Source organism: Mesorhizobium sp. WSM4821, assembly GCF_055901555.1.
Genome location: NZ_CM148371.1, coordinates 5889446 through 5906377, shown reverse-complemented (window position 1 = coordinate 5906377; position 16932 = coordinate 5889446). Strand labels below are relative to the sequence as shown.

Below are 16932 nucleotides of genomic sequence, written 5' to 3'. Positions count from 1 at the left end.
TGACCTGGCATTCTGTGAAGCATGCGGGTTCATATTCAACAGGGCCTTTGACGAAACGGTCATGGGCTACTCGACCAATTTTGAGGAATCGCAGCATTTTTCCAGCACTTTCAACAATTTCGCCAAGGGGCTTGCACGTGAAATTGCACAGAAATGTGCGATAGCCGGCAAGCACGTGTTGGAGATCGGCTGCGGCAAGGGCGAATTTCTCCGCGAGCTTTGCCTGGTGGGCGGCGCCACCGGGCTCGGCATCGATCCAGGTTATCGAGCCGACAAAGGACGCAATGAAGACTACGGCGACATTCAGATGATCGTCGATTTTTTCGGACCGGATTACCAGCATCTCCAAGCCGACACAGTCCTTTGTCGCCACACGCTCGAACACATAGGGTCAGTGTCGAATTTCGTGCGGCTGATCCGAAAGATGATCGGTGAACGGAGAGAAGATTGGGTCGTCTTCGAAACGCCGGATGCAAAACGCGTGCTGGTGGAGAGTGCATTCTGGGATATTTACTACGAGCATTGTTCCTATTTCAGCCCCGGCACGCACGCACGACTGTTTCGCCAGGAAGGGTTTGACGTTACCGATCTGGAACTCGTCTATGACGACCAGTACATTGTTCAGTACGCCCGGCCGTCGGCAGGCCCAACGACACCGAGCCTACCGCTCGAGCACGATCTGGAAGAGATGCGCCGTTTGGCGGAAAGTTTCCCCGCCCGCGTGCGTGCGGTTCAGGATTTCTGGCAGGAGCGCATCCGCGCCGCATACGTCGCCGGCCGGCGGGTCGTCCTGTGGGGCGGCGGGAGCAAAGCGGTGTCGTTCCTGACGACCTTGCAGCTTGGAGACGAAGTTTGGGCAGCAGTCGACATCAACCCTTACAAGCAAGGCAAGTTTACGCCCGGAACCGGACATCCGGTCATCGCGCCAAGCGACCTCTTGGACACTCCGCCCGACCTCGTCATCGTCATGAACCCGATATACGTCAATGAAGTGACGCAATCCTTGAATGCGCTGGGCCTGCGACCGGAAATCATCGCGGTCTGATCGCACTCTCGTCAAGAAGAAGCCGGAAAATGGAACATTCCAAGTCGCCCCGAGTATCCCTTGGTCTGCCCGTTTACAATGGCGAAAATTTCGTCTCCGAGGCGATCCAGTCGATCCTCGAGCAGGATTTCGATGATTTTGAACTCGTCATCACCGACAATGCTTCGACAGACACGACAGCCGATATATGCTTGGAATTCGCGCTGCGGGACAAGCGCATCCGCTATGTTCGAAACGAGCGCAACCTGGGCGCCGCGGCCAATTTCAATCGAGCTTTCGAATTGAGCTCTGGCGCCTATTTCAAATGGTGCGCGCACGACGACGTCTTGGACCGTGGTTTCCTGACGGACTGCGTGCGTGCGCTCGACGGTAACGCCAGCCACGTCATTGCCTATCCGCGCTTGCTGGGAATCGACGAGACCGGACAGCAGACTTCCTATATCGAACGGGTGCTGCCGGATATGGGAGGATCTTCGCCCGCGTCCCGCTTTCGGCTGATGGTTGCCGCGCACGGATGGGATGCGGCGATGTTTGGCCTTTGGCGCCGAGATGCTCTGCTCAAAACGACATTGCATGAGCCCTACTACGGCTCTGATTGTGCACTTCTGGCCGAGATGGCCATTCTCGGGCCGTTTGTCCAGGCGCCCAACGCGATACTCTACAGCCGTGACCATCCGACGCGTTCGGTGCGATTGCCAAGCTCCGAACGGTTGGCCTGGCAAAATCCGGATGGCTCCACCGCGAACGCTTTCGAATTGTCGACGCGGGTAAAACACCTCGCCGCGATCGCCTATCGGCACAGGCGCACAGCACCGCTCGCCAGCACACTGTTTCATCTGCTTGCATGGATACTGGATCCACTGCTCGTCGCGAGATTTTGCCTGGAAGCTGTGGGCGTTGTTTCTCCGCAGCTTCGTAGCAAGCTGCGCGGCGCCGGCCTGGGAGCCCTAAGACGCATTCATGCCGTCTCGGGCCGCTCTCCAAGCTAGAAACGAGTGATCTGGTGCGAGGATCGGCCGGAGGCCTTTGAATGAACCGTCGCCAAGCCGCGCCCGCAGCCGTGGAAGCGTCCGCCTCCCAGCCGTTGCCGCAGGGCTCGGGCAAGAGAAATCTGGTGATCGTGCGGGCGGGGCGTGGCTCTTTGCATGCCGGCTGGACCGAGGGGGCGGGCGAAGCCGATTTCGATCTTCTCGTCGCCGCCTACGAGCCTGGCGTTTCCCATGGCCAGAACGATTTGAGCGTATTTCTGCCCGGGCGCAAGATCGCGGGGTATCATGCCCTGTTTCAAAGTTACCCTGACATTGTGACGAGATATGATCTCATCGCGTTGATCGACGATGACATCGAGACCACGAAACTGGATTTGAATCGTCTGTTCGCAATCGGTCGACGATATAAACTCGATCTTTTTCAGCCAGCACTTTCATTGGATAGCTATTTCTCCTATGCCGCGACGCTTGTCAGCGGCAGGCGATACGTGTTGCGATACACCAACACGGTCGAAATGATGTGTCCGGTGTTCAGCGCCAGGTCCCTGCAGGCCGCGTTGACATTGTTCGGGCTCGGCTACGAGACGGGAATAGATCTTTTGTGGACCCGCCTGACTGACATGCCTTGGCTGCGTTACGCCATAGTTGACGACGTCGTTGTTAGACACACACGCCCGGTCGGGACGACGAAGTCGCTTCAGGGCTTCGCAGCCAACGAGCGCTACGACGTTCAGGTCGAGGCAGTGTTGAAGAGGTTCGGCGCTACGTTTCGCGGGTTTGTAACCTATGCGGCAGTCAACCGGAGCGGGCAGCTCATACGGTCCCGTTTCTTGATCGGGCTTAACTCGCTGTTGCTTTGGCGGGCGCTGTTCAGGACGCCAATCGATTGGCGACAGTTTATGCGTCGGGCGACCGATTATACGCGACATTGCTGGCTGAGGCCGCTCAACCTGCAGCGGATCGACGTCGATGGTCCCGGAAAGCCAGGCCGTCAGCCGCAAGGGGCAGTTCGCCAGCTCATGCCACGATGATGTCGGGCGTCAATCCAAGCTTGTTCGCCGCCAGGGCAACTTCGTCCCGATAGAGCGGATTCATCACGATGATCGACCGCAAGGGCCTGCCGCGCAGGCTCTCCGGCCCAACCACAGCTGTCCCGGTGCCTGGAGCAAATCGCCCTTGCTTGTGCGGATTGACGTCGACCAGAGCGCTTATCCGCGCGCCTCCGGCAACGACGTTGACGAACGTGACCCCCTTTGATCCCGCGCCCCACACAACAGTCTGCTCCGGATCCCGTTCCAGGAGGTAATTGTGCCACCAGGCGACCTTGTCGCGATAGGTTTGATCGAAGCGGCGGACCAACGCCTCGATCTTCCCCGTTTCTGAAAAGTCGGCCGTCATCCCGGTTTCGCGAGGTTTTGCTTCGATGAAAAGGTACTGGTCGCCGAACGACGCGCCTTCGTCCAGCACCTCGAAGCCTGCTGCCTCCATCGCCGCGCGCAGCGAGTGCGGCGTAAAGTAGGAAATGTGCTCGTAGATCAGGTCCCAGATTCCCATGTCGCGCAATGTATAGAGCGCATTGGGCACCTCGATGTAAAAGACGGTGCTGGGCTCAACGCCTGGATGGGACCGAAGCCCCTGCAGGAAGGCGATCGGCTCAGCTATGTGCTCCAGGACGTGACGGCAGGAAACGAAGTCGGGCCTGACGTCCGGATAGGCATCGCCGAACCAGTCATTGATGAATTCCACGCCGGCGACGTTCTCACCACGATTGTCTTCGAAGCTCCTGTCGAAGCCGATCCCCCTGGCGCCGCTGGCCGCGCAGAGCCGCTTGAGGAAATCACCCTTGCCGCAACCGACGTCCACGGCCAATTTTCCCTTAAGGGCGTAAGCAGTGGACAGGCGTTCCGCGAGGTCCTGCGCGAAGGCGGCGAAGCGCGGCGAAAAATGCAGCGAGTTCTCGTAATCTTGCGTATAGCCGATCCGGTCGTCTTCGAAGGCGGCGTTGAAAAAATGTTCGCAACTGCGGCAAAACGCCAGCGCGAATTTGCCGCTCTGTGCGGCGACGGCCGAGTTCGCGTCAGGGTGCAGCGAGTTGCACGACACCGGCAGGGCGTCGAAGGAAACGGAATGCAGCAAATCCTGCTGCCGGCAGACCGGACAATCGACGCGAAGCCGCATCGAATTCGTCAGCGGGTCACGCGCTTCGGCGCGGGCAGCGCTTTCGACCAGCACGGTCACACGATCCGCGGGGTCGGCACGGGAACGATGAATTTTCCGCCCCTGGCCCGATATTCTGTTTGCTGCGCCATGATCTCATCGAGGAAATTCCAGGCAAGCACCAGCACGTAGTCCGGCTGCGCCTCCAACAGAGCCTCCGTGGAGCGGATAGGAATTTTCTGACCGGGCATGTACTTGCCCTGCTTGTGGGTGTTGCGGTCGACGACGAAATCAATGAGATCGCGTCCGATGCCGACCGTGTTGATCAAGGTGGCGCCTTTGGCCGCCGCCCCGTAGGCGGCGATCGAGGCGCCGGTCGCTTTGAGCTGGTGCAGCAGTGCGGAGAGCTCGACTTTCAACGTGTCGACCGTCGCGGAAAAATCGCGGTAGTAGTCGATGGAATCGATCCCTCGGGCTTTTTCATGCGCGATCTGGTTCGTGACGCTCTCGCCGACACGTTCCTGCCTTTCGACATACAGGCGAATAGAACCGCCATGGATCGACAAGTGTTTTATCTCGTTGAGATAAAGACCATGTCTGCGAAACAGCTTGTCCAATGCCGTCACTGAAAAATAGCACAGGTGTTCGTGGTAGATCGTATCGAACTCGCAATGGTCGATCATCGGTTCGACATACGGCGCTTCGAGCACCGCAACGCCGTCGTCCTTGAGCAACCGTGCAATGCCTGAAACAAAACCATTGGTGTCGGCCACATGGGCAAGCACATTGTTGGCGTGGATCACGTCGGCCCTTATGCCCTCCTGGCGAAGCGACTCGGCCAGTTCGCGCGTGAAGAACGTTAGGCGTGTCGGCACCCCGACCTTCGTGGCGGCGGCGGCAGGCCCGTCGGCGGGGTCGATACCGAGCACTTGTATGCCCGCCTCGACATAGTTCTTCAGCAGATAACCGTCGTTGCTTGCCAGCTCGATCACGAAACTGCCAGTGTTCAAGCCGCGGCGTTCGATCAGATCGAGCACGTTGTCTCGAGAATGCCGCAGCAGCGCTTGCGAGAACGAGGAGTAGTAGGGATAGGCATCGGCAAACAGGATCCTGGGGTTCACGGTTTCCGTGATCTGCACCAGGCTGCAATCGCCACAGAAGGCGACATTGAGCGGGAAGACCGGCTCCTCCTCGCCATCGTCGATGCTCGATGGAAGCCGATCGGCAAGCGGCGTCGTGCCGAGCTTCAGGAACGTATCGATGTGGCTTCCGCCACAAGATCGGCAGACCTGCTCGGTTACCGACGCCGCACCAGCGATCATCATGGCCTTGGCTCCTGACTGTGTTTGCTCAAATCGCCATCGCCAATTGCGGCGTGCGGCGCAGATCGGCATCCAGTTCGCCGTTCCGGATCAGCTTTTGCACATGGGCGATGCGCTTGAACCGCTCGCCCTCGAAATCCTCGACTGTGAGGCCTGCTGTGCGAAATGTGGAATAGAGCTGTTCGATGCCGCGCCGCGCCGTCCATTGCGGCTTAAATCCGTGCAGGCGGCGACCGATATAGGCGCAGTCGACACGATAGCACCGCTTGTCTGGCCCGGCGTCGGGCGCAAACTCCACGCGGCTGCCGGGAACGATCGCCTGGACCAAGGCCGCGATCTCGCGGATCTGATAGTTTTCCGTGGTCAAGCCGACATTGAATGCCTCGTTGTGGACCAAATCCCGCTCGGCTTCGAGGACGGCGGTATAGGCCAGCGCAATGTCCTCCACATGGACGATCGGGCGCCATGGCGAGCCGTCGCTCTTGAGGTAGACCAGACCGGTTGTGTAAGCCCAGGCGGTCAGGTTGTTGACCACCAGATCGAAACGGATGCGAGGCGAGAGGCCGTAGGCAGTGGAGGCACGCAGGAATGTCGGGCTGAACGATTGATCGGCCATCGGCGCGACCGCTCGCTCCACATTCGCCTTTGAGACGCCGTATGGCGTAACCGGGTTGAAGGGAGCATCCTCAGTCAGAAAGCTGTCGCCTGCCGCGCCGTAATTGCTGCAAGAGGAGGCGTACAGGAACCGCTGGACACCGGCGGTCTTGGCGAGCTGCGCAAGCCTTACCGAAGCGCCGCAGTTGATCTCTTCGGTAAGCAGGGGCCGATAGTCCCCCAAGGGATCGTTCGAAAGTCCGGCGAGATGGATGATCGCGTCGAAGCCGGCGACATCGTCGACTTCGATGTCACGGATGTCTTTTTCGATCGTCGGCACTTCGGCCAACGTTCCCACGAAGGTGCATGACCGGAAGATGTCGCTGTCTAGACCTGTGACATCATGGCCGCGTTCAAGCAGCATCGGAGTTAGGACGGAACCGATGTAGCCGAGGTGGCCTGTAACCAGAACTTTCATCAATCAAATCCCATGTTTTCCAGGGCGCCTGCCCGCTGTCCCATAATTTCTGAAGGAGATGCTTCTCGCGGATGGTGTCCATGCATTGCCAGAAGGATTCGTGGCGATATGCCATCAGCTGGCCGTCAGCCGCGAGCCGCTGCATAGGCGCATGCTCGAACATGACATCGTCGCCGTCGATATAGTCCTTTATGCCCGGCTCGAGCACGAAGAAGGCACCATTGATCCAACCCTCCGAGGCCTGCGGCTTCTCGGTGAAGTCGACGACGCGATTGCCGTCGAATTCGATGTGCCCATAGCGTGCCGGCGGACGCACCGCCGTCATCGTTGCGAGCTTGCCATGCGATTTGTGAAAGGCGATCAGGTCATCAAGGTTGACGTCCGAAACGCCGTCGCCCCAGGTGAGCATGAACGTCTCGTCGCCCATCCAGTCGATCAGGCGCTTGATGCGGCCGCCGGTGAGCGTATTCAGTCCTGTCTCGACAAGGTCGACGGACCAATCAGGCAGCGAGCTTGAGTGGCGCTTGACGCTTCCCGATGCGGCGTTGACGGTCAGGCTGCCATCGAATGCGACATAGTCGCTGAACCAGCGTTTGATGTATTCGCCCTTGTACCCCAACGCGATGGCGAAATCGCGGTGGCCGTAGGCATAGTAATGCATCATGATATGCCAAAGGATCGGCTTTGCTCCGATCTCGACCATTGGTTTCGGCCGGATCTCGGTTTCTTCCGCTAGCCGCGTTCCCAATCCACCGGCAAGAATTCCTACTTTCATTGTTCTCACCCCAACCACGTACCGTTTTTGCTAGCATGCGTGGTGGGGCTGGACCACACCGAAGAACGGATGATCGCAACCATCGATGCGCGACGTCAGGCATACGATTGGCGCTATGCTCGATAAAGCGATCGTAAGGGGTCTTATCCATTCGACGTAGCCGACTGGCAGGCGCCGGCGGTCATCATCGCACCCCATCCCGATGATGAGACATTGGGATGTGGGGGGGGCGCCAGCAAGAAGCTCAACTTGCGCGCCGACGTCCGGTTTATTTTCGTTGCCGATGTTTCGGCATCCCATTCAAATCGGGTTGATATGGAGGCACTGCGGGATCACCCGTGAGGGCGAAGCGATCGAGGCGGTTTGCCGGTTGGGCGGGTCGGCCGACCAGGTGAGGTTCTGCGAGTTCCCGATTGCATGGCGAAGCATCATGTCGGCATGCAAAGGAGCCGCCTGCAGACCACGTTGCCACCAATCTTGGCGTTCGAGGCGCGGTTCAACAGTATGGCCGGCGCGTGACCGTGTTCGAATATCCCGTCTGGTATTGGTGTCAGGGGCCGTGCCTTCGTCTGCACGACGACGCGCTTGGGCTCAATCGCACCGCATTGCGGCAAACGGTCCGGACTCTTGCCGGCTTGCGCGGCGTCAGGATGTTCAATTCCAATGCCTATGTCGGCGACGTTGTCGATGTGAAACGTCGGTGGCAGCGCTCCGGTCGCAGATGGAGCGGCCGGCGGGACAAGAAGACTGGCCTGCCCTGGCGGACATAGGTGGCGGCGATTTTCTGAAGCGGTTGCTGAGGTGACCACGAGATGTTCACGCGATACGAGCTTAACGCGAAAGCTGACTCTCTTTAATAGGCCATCTCCGCGCAAGCGTCGGGCCTGAACCGTCTCGTCGAGGAACGCGGCGGCGGTGGCGGGGCTAAACCTTTGTTACGGTCCATTTTTGGAGGCGCCGTCGTCCCATCCAAGACAGTCCAAAGGCTCGTGAGATAACAAACCGGTGGCGATCGCAAAGTTTGCCCGTGACCCGCACCGTCGCGCGTCTGCTGGCCGACGACGAGATGCTCGCACGATACGAAGCCGATGTTCGACCTGTGACGCCAACTCGTCGCGATCCCGCTGGCGGCAAGGAGCCAAAGTCTCAGAACGGTCTCACCGTTTGATCGCCGGGAGATCGCCGATCATTCCGGGGATGTGAAGCTGTCGGCGACATCGACGGCAACGGCCTGCTTGACCTTGCGGCCACCACCGGCGACGCAAGCGCAACCCCGGCGACATCAGGTCAAACGGGCAGCAGCAGGAAATCACCTCTCGACAGTTTTTCGGTGGCCGATTTGAATGACGATCGCCGGCCGGACCTGCTCATGGGCGAGCACCACGGCGCATTGCGCCTTTCGATCTGGCGCAATCTGTCGAGCAGCTGGTCGGTTTCGAGAACCATCTCGGCGCCTGCGCGGTCGACCTCGATGGCGATCGCGACATCGTTTCGATCGGGTGGGATGCTGCCGAGGCGATCCATGTCTGGCGCAACGATGCCGCTGCCCCATCGCGCTGACAGGCCGGGCAGGTACCCAAGAATGAGACAATCGGAGTAGCGATTAGCCGGAGGAAGTAGCAGGCGGCCACCGTTGTCGGGGTCGATCCCGGGCGCACAATCTGCCACCCTTGCGGCGAGCGGCACAGCTGGCCGGCGTCCGAGGGCGTCACAGAATGGGGAAGAGCGTGTGAGATCGACGGCCAAGTTCCTCGGCATGTTCTGCGATGCGCGCGTCATAGCCAAGGGAGAGGCCGCCGGCCTCAAGCTCATGACGCGCAACGCCGACCCGAACTTTGTTCGCGGCACGTACGAGCCGCCCATCCAGCAGGCGATCGTGGCCAACCTGGCGCCGGGGGATGCCTTTTTCGACATTGGCGCGAATATCGGGTTCTTCTGTCTCATCGCCGCGCGCCGTGTCGGGCCGCGCGGTCAAGTCTATGCGTTCGAACCGGTCCCCCGTAACGCCGAAGCTGTCGCAGAAAGTGCGCGGCTCAGCGGGTTCGACACGATACGGGTGTTCGCCGAAGCCGCCGGGGCGACAACCGGCCGTGGCCAGCTTCTCCTTGCCGATCACATCGGCGGCGCCACGCTTGCCACGGCGGGAGCGCCGCCGGATATGAGTGGCCGCCTGGAAGTCGGCATAGTCGCTATCGACGATGCCATCGCCCGCCGAGGTCTCAGGCCGCCCTCACTGGTCAAGATCGACGTGGAGGGTGCCGAAATCGACGTCCTGGGCGGTATGACGCAAACGCTGCGCAGGCACCGCCCGAAGCTGATTTACGAGGTCGACGACGCAACGCGCGAGGGGCTTGACCGCAAGGCCCGAAGGATCGCGGAATTCCTGGCTGCCGCAGGCTACGCATTGGAATCGCTGCCAGCCTCCTATGACAATCGGGAATGGCAGGTCGAACACGTCCTCGCACAACCGATGGACACTTGAGAGTGATCTCGGTGGAGCCATCACAGCGATCCCATGCAAAGGCACAGCAAGCGCGATCAAGACGGACAAGAGAGGCGGTGCGCGACTTCTGCTGGGCCGGCGATACGTCATCGATGCCTTGGCAAGTCTCGCTCGATTTTCGCGCAGCCAATGACGACGTGAGGAGGTCTTAATTGTTGCACCGTCATGACTGGGCAGCACCTGCTGAACAGACCGAGTCCGGCGTTGTCGGACCGGAGATTCTCGTCGCAGATAGTTTTCAGGACGATCGCACCCCCGGCACGGTGATAGGGACCTTGGCGACAAAGGGAGGGGTCAGGCGAGGACGCGACATCGAACGCCAGATCGCGATCGATCACGGCGCACTTCGTTTCCAGCCGCTCGTCAGGCCAGGCTGGGGCCGGCAAGGGATTTCCTATGGTCCCTTTCAGCGAGAGGCTGGTCTGGTGATGTTGGTCTCTATCACCAACGGTCACAACACATCACAGGGATCGCCACTGCCTGAAGATCTCGCCAGGCGGGTCTACCGTTGGCTGCGGGGACCGGGCATCGACCCATGGCCCGGCCGTCTGGTTTCGTTGATGCGTGCGCCACGCAAGAGGCTTACCCTTCGCCGATTTTGGTGGTGGGTGCTTAGCACCTCCAGGACCTACCGCGGGCCGAACATCAACGAGAACCTGGCTGTCGGTTGGTTCCCCAGCGAGGCGCCGGTCAATCCCGTGGAAGAGGGGTGCGGCTTTGTCGTGCACGCCGCCGAAGGTGAAAATGGCGAGCTGTGGGCTCGTGTGGGAAAGCAATGCCTGAGTGCGTTCCGGCGTCTAAAGAACCTTCATGTCTACTATGTCGTGGCGTTGCGGGAGCAGGGCGCTGTCTATTATGCGGCCGCCGACCAGAGAGCCCATGGGCTCGCTGCTTTTCCGATGATGCGTCCGATTGCGATCGATCCTTTCAACAAGGACGAAAAGCTGTTTGCGGGCGTTCACCAGTCAGCGCTTGGCCAGATCGGGTTTCGCGTCGACACACGCGTCCAGGCAGTTCATGTCGGGCGGCTGCCTGAATTTTCTAAGAGGTTTGGCACCGCCCACGCTGCCGATGCACTTATGGAAGGCTTGCCGGGGCAGACTGCCGAAACCGGAGGGCGGTGGCGCTTCTTGCAGGACGCTGGCGACAATCTGTCCGTCGTCGATCCCGGCGGCCCTTCGGGATTGATCCATGCGCTGCTGGAGATCAGCGCGGACTCGGATGTATGTGGTCTCGTCTGGCGCTTTCGGGACAAGCACAATTTCTGGCTGCTGAAACTCTCGACGCTCGGATGCACTTTGGTCAGCAGGCAATCGGGCCAAGAAACGACGATCGCGACGGATCCGGCACATGCCTTGCGCGAGCGTTCCACCCATTCGGTCCAGATTCTCGACTGGGACGGTCAGGTGAGCTGCTTTCTGGATGGGGCTCGTCTTTTCGACCTGCCCGCTGCGGCGGGTTCAGCCGAGGATGCTACCGGGGTAGGTGTATGGACAAGCGCCGACAGTGAGCCGCGTTGGCATGGTTTCGAGGCTCACCCTTGCGAAGTCCCCATCCCGTTGATGGCGCCTCTGGAGGCATGCTGGAACCAACTCGGGACAAGCCTGTCCTACGCCGACGATTTTACCGGCAGCGCCGGCGAATTGGATCGCCGCACGACGGAGCTCGGCGGTGGACAATGGGCAAGAACACTGGGAACCGGGGTCATTGACGTCGATGGGCTGGGCAGCGCCCATGTGCGCGCGAGCGTGGCCAGACCGAACCCTGGTCGGACATTTTATTCGCTGCCTTGGGATCTACCGGGTTTCAGCGATCTTGAGGTTACAATCGAGCCTCCTGGGGAGCGTCGAGGCCAAGATCAGCGCGGCCGGGCAGGACTGCTTTTCTGGCAAGACAGCGACAACTACGTCTGTGTCACGACCTGGCTCGACGATGTCTACCAGGGGGCCTCGATTTCGGTGTTCATCAAGCGGCTCGGCTTTGAGGAACTTTATGACGCGGTCTGGACCAATGTGGCGGACAAAGTGGTTTGGGGAAAATGCTTTCGCATGCGCGCTGCATTCGACGGAAATCGATTTGCAATCCTGATCGACGACGAACTGGTGATGCAGCGAAGCCTGACCGACATCTATCCCGACGATGCTGCCCTTCAAATCCTGCGGGTCGGGCTCGCCGTCAACTGGGAATGGGGAGATGACACGGGCTCGGTGTTCACCTCGTTCAAGGCCAGGCGCTGAGCGAAAGAGCGGTTTCGCTTTCCAAGCCGTGAACTGTGGGTGGCGATGGCCTTGTCATAGAGGTTCCGGGTCGACTGGGCTATTTTTTCCCACGCATAAAGATCGGCGACCCGCGCGGCTCCCCGGCGTCCCAGTTTCGCCGCTCGCGCTGGATCTCCAAGAAGGCCGATGATCTGGGCTGCTAGTGCATTGGGGTCGTTCTTCTCAACCAAAACGCCGCCGCCTGTGGCTTCCATGATCTCCGTCATGCCACCTACGCGCGTGGCTACGACAGGAGTGCCATTGGACAGCGCCTCGATCAGGCTCATTCCGAAGGACTCGCTGAGCGAGGGATTTACGACAAGCGATGCTTCGGCATATCGCTCGACCAGTTTCTTGTAGGGTTGCGTGCCAGCGAAACTGACGGTGGGAGCGATCGCTGGTGTGATCATCGCACGCAGCGCGGCCTCGTAGGAACCAACGTATGCGCTACCGCCCCGGTAGAAGCGAGCGAGATCCCGGACGTCACGGTCCGTGCTCAGGTCAATCAGGAACTCACGAGGCAGAGTTGCCGACGGGCCGACAATCTCGAGGCGGGCTTCAGGACAGGCAGCAACAACGCTCTGCCAGGCTTCGATCAGCGTGTGGATGCCTTTTTCGGATGACACACGGCCGACGAACAAAACCTTTCCCGGTATTCGTGCGACGGCAGTGACGTCCTGGTTCGCGGGCGCTCCGTTCGGCAGGACTGCGAAATTTGTGGCCATCTCAGCAAAGCGCGCGCGCGCCGAGGCCACGACATGCTCAGAGCACCCGACGGCGAGATCGGTGGCGGCGAGCGCTTGTTTCATCGCATTGCGGTCGAGTTCGGCAAGCCAGTCACAATGCATGTGCAGCACGATTGCTGCTTGCGGCGCCGCCCGTCGAATGGCCGGCACGTATTGCGGAAAATTCTGGATGTGGACCACGTCGGGCGAGAGACGGCGTATCGTGCGAATGGCCTGGGCGAGATAGTCGAAGGCATAGAGACTTTGCGCGACCAGCGGCGATCGCGGCCAGACACGGCTCCAGAGGTGGGATGCCATGCTCCAGACGCGAGCCGGCGCGCATTTGAGCAGCTCGAAACGAATGCCGTCGATTTCCATCTGGGCCGGCATCCCGCGCAGGCGCCGGGCGACTATGGTCATGTCGCAATCTGCAGCCAGCCGCCGCGCGACTTCATACGTCCAAATACCGATCGAGTTCTGGATCGGGGGCGTGACCGTATCAAAAGGCTGGCTCAGGATTACGATCTTCATCGAGCCGTCAGCCTCGATACAAAATTGCCTGCGTTGAGCAGGTCGGGGCGCGCCAGTACGCAGGAAGCTGCCGCATAAACTGCCGCGCCAAGGTGGCGAGGCGGCATCACAAACACGCCGAACATGGCGATCTGTCGGCCCCACCTCTCGACAACCAAACAGTTCCGCCGACGACCTGTCGGCCGAAAGCGTTCATTGAACCGCCTTCTGAGGCTCGCTGGGAAACAGAACCGCATGTCTGGAGCGAAACTCATACGAATGGATCAATTCCGCCACGATCTCTTGGCCATTCGCCTCGTCCATTTCCAGTTTCGATACGTAGACCGAAAGCCCGTTACTGTCCGGCTCCCGTCCCAGCAGCGTCCGATAGAGAAGGGTCACGTATCGCCTGTTTCCAAGCCCAACCGGCTGGTTCTCAGTCCTGAATTCAACCGAAAGCAACAGCTTCGTCAGGAGCGGAAATACGGCCGGATCCTTCTTCATCGCAAGGACCTCGCGCCACTGCTCGGTCGGCGACGGCATGCGACGCAAGACCAGACAGTAAGCATATGCAACCTGATTGGCGTGATTGAAGGCAGACTTGTCGAACGCATCGAGCGAACAGGGGTGAAATGGGCCGGCATCGGCAACGGGGGGCACCGACGCCTGGTCCGGAGCCGGCGAGTTCATTGTGGGGACCGGCGGCGAACCGGGTTCTGCGCTGCCGTCGGCAATGACCTTCCTTACGGCATCATATGCCGGCTTTCGCCCGCTCGGCGTCCATAGCCCATGGTCGCGCTTCTTCAGGCGCACGAGCCCCATGAAGGCCTCATAGCTTGGCGCCCAGTACGGCTCGTCGAGCAGTTCATAGATATGGGCAGCTTCCAATCCATATAGGGATTGATATCTGCGCAGGAGCGTCATGGTCTGGACCAGGCCTTCGGCCTGCTGCTTTTCCCCGCGTTGGCTGCCGCCATTGTAGTTGAACTCTGTCAGCCAGATGGGTTGGCCGAATGTCGCCAGGAATTTGAACGCTTCCTCCGGGTCACCCTCGTAAAGATGCCAGACCGAAATATCCCATCGGATGCCGTCCTGGAGCATGCGGGTGAACGCTGCACTGTGACCCCAGCCAGCCGTCCCCATGGCTTTTCTGATGGTCGGATCCACCGCGATGGTTGCATCCGATAGACCGCGCAGCACCGCGCTCACCTTGGCCCAGCGCGGACTGAAATAGTCGGATGTCAATGTGCCGCCGGCAGGTCCCCAGGAGCAGTTGTACTGTATGCCGTTGTCTTGCATCTCGCAGGGCATCAAGATCGCAAAGTTCTCCATCTCGTTGCCAAGCTCCCAGACGCGGATGTCGTCCTTGAAGCGGGATACGAGTGTGGTTGCGAGTTCATGGGCCTGCGCATAGAGGTCATCGACGCTTCCATTGTCGAGGTCCAGTTCGGGCGTGATGACCGGCAGGATCTGGACTCCGCGCTCCTTGCCCGCCTTCACCAATTCGGCAAGTTTGGCGGCGCTGTCGGCGCTGGAAATGTTGACGCGATACGACTTCATGCCGAGGTCGCGGACGTAGTCGAGCTGCTGTTCGATCGATATTCCGGGGTAGGCGTTGAAGGGGTGGCCATTTACCCCCCAGAGGAGGTCTGCCGGGGCCGAGGCTGTCATGCCCAGCAGAAATGCCACGGTTGTCCACAAACACCTGGTCGCGGCGACCACCCGTCCAACTGGACTTGGTCGCGATCGATTGGCCTGCCACTGCATTAGCTCGAACTTGCTTGTCTTGCACCAGATATCATGTGGCTTAACTCCATCCGCTGCTGCCCTGACATCCATCCAAGCACGACGATTTCTGGATCTGCCGCACTGCCCAATGCAGTCTACCATTGCCGCGCCAAGCGGAACCTCAAACATTTGGCGTAAGGGCCCAGCATTTGCCACGCCATTCGGATGAGAGCTGCCGGAAAGCCTTTTGGAAAAACGCCCGGTAATGTCCCAAAGACCAAGATGACCCAGCCGTCCCGGTCATCCAAAGTCGCAGAACTGATGCATGGCGCTGGCGACCGAATGTCGCCCGGACGCGGGTTCGCGATGACACGACATTGGACGATTAACGGCCGTTTTCTCGCGCAGCCGACCACCGGAGTTCAGCGCTATGCACGCGAGATCGTTTCCGCGCTCGATGCCCTGATCGTCGGCCAGGCTCCCCTGGCGCGGGATTTGGCCGTCGAGCTGCTGGTTCCGCCAGGCGCGCTTGACAATTTGCCCTTGGCCGCAATCCGTGTCCGGACTGTCGGCAGCTTCGGCGGGCATGCGTGGGAACAAGCTGTGCTTCCGGCCTATCTTCGCGGCGGCCTGCTCAGCCTCTGCAATACGGGCCCACTGACCGTACGCCGGCAGGTCCTGTGCATTCACGATGTCAATACCAGAACATGCCCGCAGAGCTATTCACTGCCGTTTCGGCTTCTTTACCGCACCTTGGTCCCGGCCCTGGGCAGGACCGCGCTTAGGATTGCAACGGTGTCGCAATACTCGGCAGGCGAGCTGACGCGTCATGGCGTGTGTGCGGCGGCAAAGGTCGAGGTTGTAAGCAACGGCCATGAACATGCGCTGCGATGGACCCTGTGCCATTCGCAACAAACCCTGGCAGTCGCCGGTCCTGGTACGATCGTCGTGCTTGGCAGTTCTATCCCGCACAAAAATGTCGGTTTGATCATCGGCATGCACGACCGACTTGCCGCGGCGGGGCTGCAGGTTGTTGTCGTCGGCGCATCAACGCCGCGTGTCTTCGGCAGCGTCGGCAACAAGACGTCGCCGAACGTCATCTGGCTGGGAAGAAGGTCGGACGCGGAACTCGCCGCACTCTTGCGCGATTCTTTGTGTCTCGCTTTCCCCTCCTTGGTTGAGGGGTTTGGACTGCCGCCGCTCGAAGCCATGGCGCTGGGATGTCCGGTGGTCATGTCTGATCGCGCCAGTCTGCCCGAAATCGGCGGGAATGCGGTTTTGTACGCATCACCTGGTGACGAGAATGCATGGTTCGATTGTTTCATGCGCCTGGTCCACGAGGAAGGCCTCAGAACCAAATTGATCGCACGTGGTCGCGCAAGGGCAGCCCGATTTCAGTGGGCCGCGTCGGCTCAGCGGTATTTGGAACTGATGGCCAGCGCGGATGGACTTCCGGTTCCGCCACCAATTGGGGAAGTCGAATGCAGCCCCAATAAGCAACTTTCGGCCGCGGCCAGTGTTGCTTGAAGTGTTTCGGGCCGAACGGTCGCTTCAAACCGCGCCGGACTTCCCTGGTACGCGCCAATCAGACGCGGCAGAAGATTAGAACACAGGGAGGGTTCCTTCGCCAGCGCGGGGGCCGAGACTTGGACCTTCCCAGCGTCGCTGGCAAGGTCGGCAATCGGCGCTCGTTTCGATGGAAGAGACATTCGGCAACAAACCACTTGATTGCAACGTAGAACGCTCCATCGGCGGTATGATCCGAGCCGATGTGCCGGCCTACTCGGTCGCGCCAGAGCGGCGTTCGCACTTCCACCAGGGGACGGTAAGAAACAGGCCTGCTGCGGA

Annotated in this window: 14 protein-coding genes; 7 read left to right on the top strand and 7 right to left on the bottom strand. The window is 60.1% G+C overall.

Annotated elements, in window-relative coordinates; translation table 11 throughout:
• Nucleotides 1-61 precede the first annotated feature (61 nt).
• Genes AC0NID_RS28860 through AC0NID_RS28850 form a run of 3 tightly spaced genes read left to right on the top strand, consistent with a single transcriptional unit; the run spans nt 62 to nt 3065 of the window.
• Nucleotides 62-1045: a class I SAM-dependent methyltransferase gene (locus tag AC0NID_RS28860; RefSeq protein ID WP_473455879.1), complete on the top strand. Its 984-nt coding sequence runs from the start codon at nt 62-64 to the stop codon at nt 1043-1045.
• Nucleotides 1046-1074: 29 nt separating this feature from the next.
• Nucleotides 1075-2034, top strand: a complete 960-nt coding sequence (locus AC0NID_RS28855) for a glycosyltransferase family 2 protein (protein ID WP_473455855.1) — start codon at nt 1075-1077, stop codon at nt 2032-2034.
• A 41-nt stretch (nt 2035-2075) separates the two neighbouring features.
• A complete protein-coding gene (locus AC0NID_RS28850) occupies nt 2076-3065 on the top strand; it encodes a DUF707 domain-containing protein (RefSeq protein ID WP_473455853.1) in 990 nt (329 codons plus the stop codon).
• On the opposite strand, the gene AC0NID_RS28845 is transcribed toward AC0NID_RS28850, so the two are convergent.
• From AC0NID_RS28845 to rfbF, 4 genes are read right to left on the bottom strand one after another with little or no spacing between them, the layout of a single operon-like run.
• Nucleotides 3052-4266, bottom strand: a complete 1215-nt coding sequence (locus tag AC0NID_RS28845; RefSeq protein WP_473455852.1) for a class I SAM-dependent methyltransferase — start codon at nt 4264-4266, stop codon at nt 3052-3054. The two genes, AC0NID_RS28850 and AC0NID_RS28845, sit on opposite strands and share 14 nt — an antisense overlap.
• Before the next feature lie 2 nt (nt 4267-4268).
• Nucleotides 4269-5516 (bottom strand): class I SAM-dependent methyltransferase, encoded by a 1248-nt coding sequence (locus AC0NID_RS28840; RefSeq protein WP_473455851.1) that lies wholly within the window; start codon nt 5514-5516, stop codon nt 4269-4271.
• A gap of 25 nt (nt 5517-5541) precedes the next feature.
• Nucleotides 5542-6585 carry an NAD-dependent epimerase/dehydratase family protein gene (locus AC0NID_RS28835; protein ID WP_473455850.1) on the bottom strand — a complete coding sequence of 348 codons (1044 nt, stop codon included), beginning with the start codon at nt 6583-6585 and terminating at the stop codon, nt 5542-5544.
• Nucleotides 6521-7360 carry a glucose-1-phosphate cytidylyltransferase gene (rfbF, locus tag AC0NID_RS28830; protein WP_473455849.1) on the bottom strand — a complete coding sequence of 280 codons (840 nt, stop codon included), beginning with the start codon at nt 7358-7360 and terminating at the stop codon, nt 6521-6523. Before rfbF ends, AC0NID_RS28835 begins: the two co-directional genes overlap by 65 nt.
• 213 nt (nt 7361-7573) lie before the next feature.
• On the opposite strand from rfbF, the gene AC0NID_RS28825 reads away from it, so the two are divergent.
• On the top strand, nt 7574-7702 hold the full coding sequence (locus tag AC0NID_RS28825) for a hypothetical protein (RefSeq protein ID WP_473455848.1): 129 nt from the start codon (nt 7574-7576) through the stop codon (nt 7700-7702).
• Between the two features lie 945 nt (nt 7703-8647).
• On the opposite strand, the gene AC0NID_RS28820 is transcribed toward AC0NID_RS28825, so the two are convergent.
• Nucleotides 8648-9046, bottom strand: a complete 399-nt coding sequence (locus tag AC0NID_RS28820) for a hypothetical protein (protein WP_473455846.1) — start codon at nt 9044-9046, stop codon at nt 8648-8650.
• A 43-nt stretch (nt 9047-9089) separates the two neighbouring features.
• Here AC0NID_RS28820 and AC0NID_RS28815 point away from each other — a divergent pair, with 43 nt between their 5' ends.
• Nucleotides 9090-9842 carry an FkbM family methyltransferase gene (locus AC0NID_RS28815; RefSeq protein WP_473455844.1) on the top strand — a complete coding sequence of 251 codons (753 nt, stop codon included), beginning with the start codon at nt 9090-9092 and terminating at the stop codon, nt 9840-9842.
• 743 nt (nt 9843-10585) lie between these two features.
• Nucleotides 10586-12100 carry an oxidoreductase gene (locus tag AC0NID_RS28810; protein ID WP_473455843.1) on the top strand — a complete coding sequence of 505 codons (1515 nt, stop codon included), beginning with the start codon at nt 10586-10588 and terminating at the stop codon, nt 12098-12100.
• On the opposite strand, the gene AC0NID_RS28805 is transcribed toward AC0NID_RS28810, so the two are convergent.
• Nucleotides 12013-13377, bottom strand: coding sequence for a glycosyltransferase family 4 protein (locus tag AC0NID_RS28805; RefSeq protein ID WP_473455842.1), 1365 nt, complete (start codon nt 13375-13377; stop codon nt 12013-12015). The two genes, AC0NID_RS28810 and AC0NID_RS28805, sit on opposite strands and share 88 nt — an antisense overlap.
• Nucleotides 13378-13569: 192 nt before the next feature.
• Nucleotides 13570-15045 carry a DUF4214 domain-containing protein gene (locus tag AC0NID_RS28800; RefSeq protein WP_473455841.1) on the bottom strand — a complete coding sequence of 492 codons (1476 nt, stop codon included), beginning with the start codon at nt 15043-15045 and terminating at the stop codon, nt 13570-13572.
• A gap of 405 nt (nt 15046-15450) precedes the next feature.
• On the opposite strand from AC0NID_RS28800, the gene AC0NID_RS28795 reads away from it, so the two are divergent.
• The gene (locus AC0NID_RS28795; RefSeq protein ID WP_473455878.1) at nt 15451-16611 is read left to right on the top strand and encodes a glycosyltransferase family 4 protein; all 1161 of its coding nucleotides are present in this window, start codon (nt 15451-15453) and stop codon (nt 16609-16611) included.
• Nucleotides 16612-16932 lie beyond the last annotated feature (321 nt).

Coding starts and splice junctions, on each gene's coding strand:
- AC0NID_RS28860 (WP_473455879.1), top strand. CDS start 62: ATGGGCTACTCGACCAATTTTGAGGAATCGCAGCATTTTTCCAGCACT.
- AC0NID_RS28855 (WP_473455855.1), top strand. CDS start 1,075: ATGGAACATTCCAAGTCGCCCCGAGTATCCCTTGGTCTGCCCGTTTAC.
- AC0NID_RS28850 (WP_473455853.1), top strand. CDS start 2,076: ATGAACCGTCGCCAAGCCGCGCCCGCAGCCGTGGAAGCGTCCGCCTCC.
- AC0NID_RS28840 (WP_473455851.1), bottom strand. CDS start 5,516: ATGATGATCGCTGGTGCGGCGTCGGTAACCGAGCAGGTCTGCCGATCT.
- AC0NID_RS28835 (WP_473455850.1), bottom strand. CDS start 6,585: ATGAAAGTTCTGGTTACAGGCCACCTCGGCTACATCGGTTCCGTCCTA.
- rfbF (WP_473455849.1), bottom strand. CDS start 7,360: ATGAAAGTAGGAATTCTTGCCGGTGGATTGGGAACGCGGCTAGCGGAA.
- AC0NID_RS28805 (WP_473455842.1), bottom strand. CDS start 13,377: ATGAAGATCGTAATCCTGAGCCAGCCTTTTGATACGGTCACGCCCCCG.
- AC0NID_RS28795 (WP_473455878.1), top strand. CDS start 15,451: ATGACACGACATTGGACGATTAACGGCCGTTTTCTCGCGCAGCCGACC.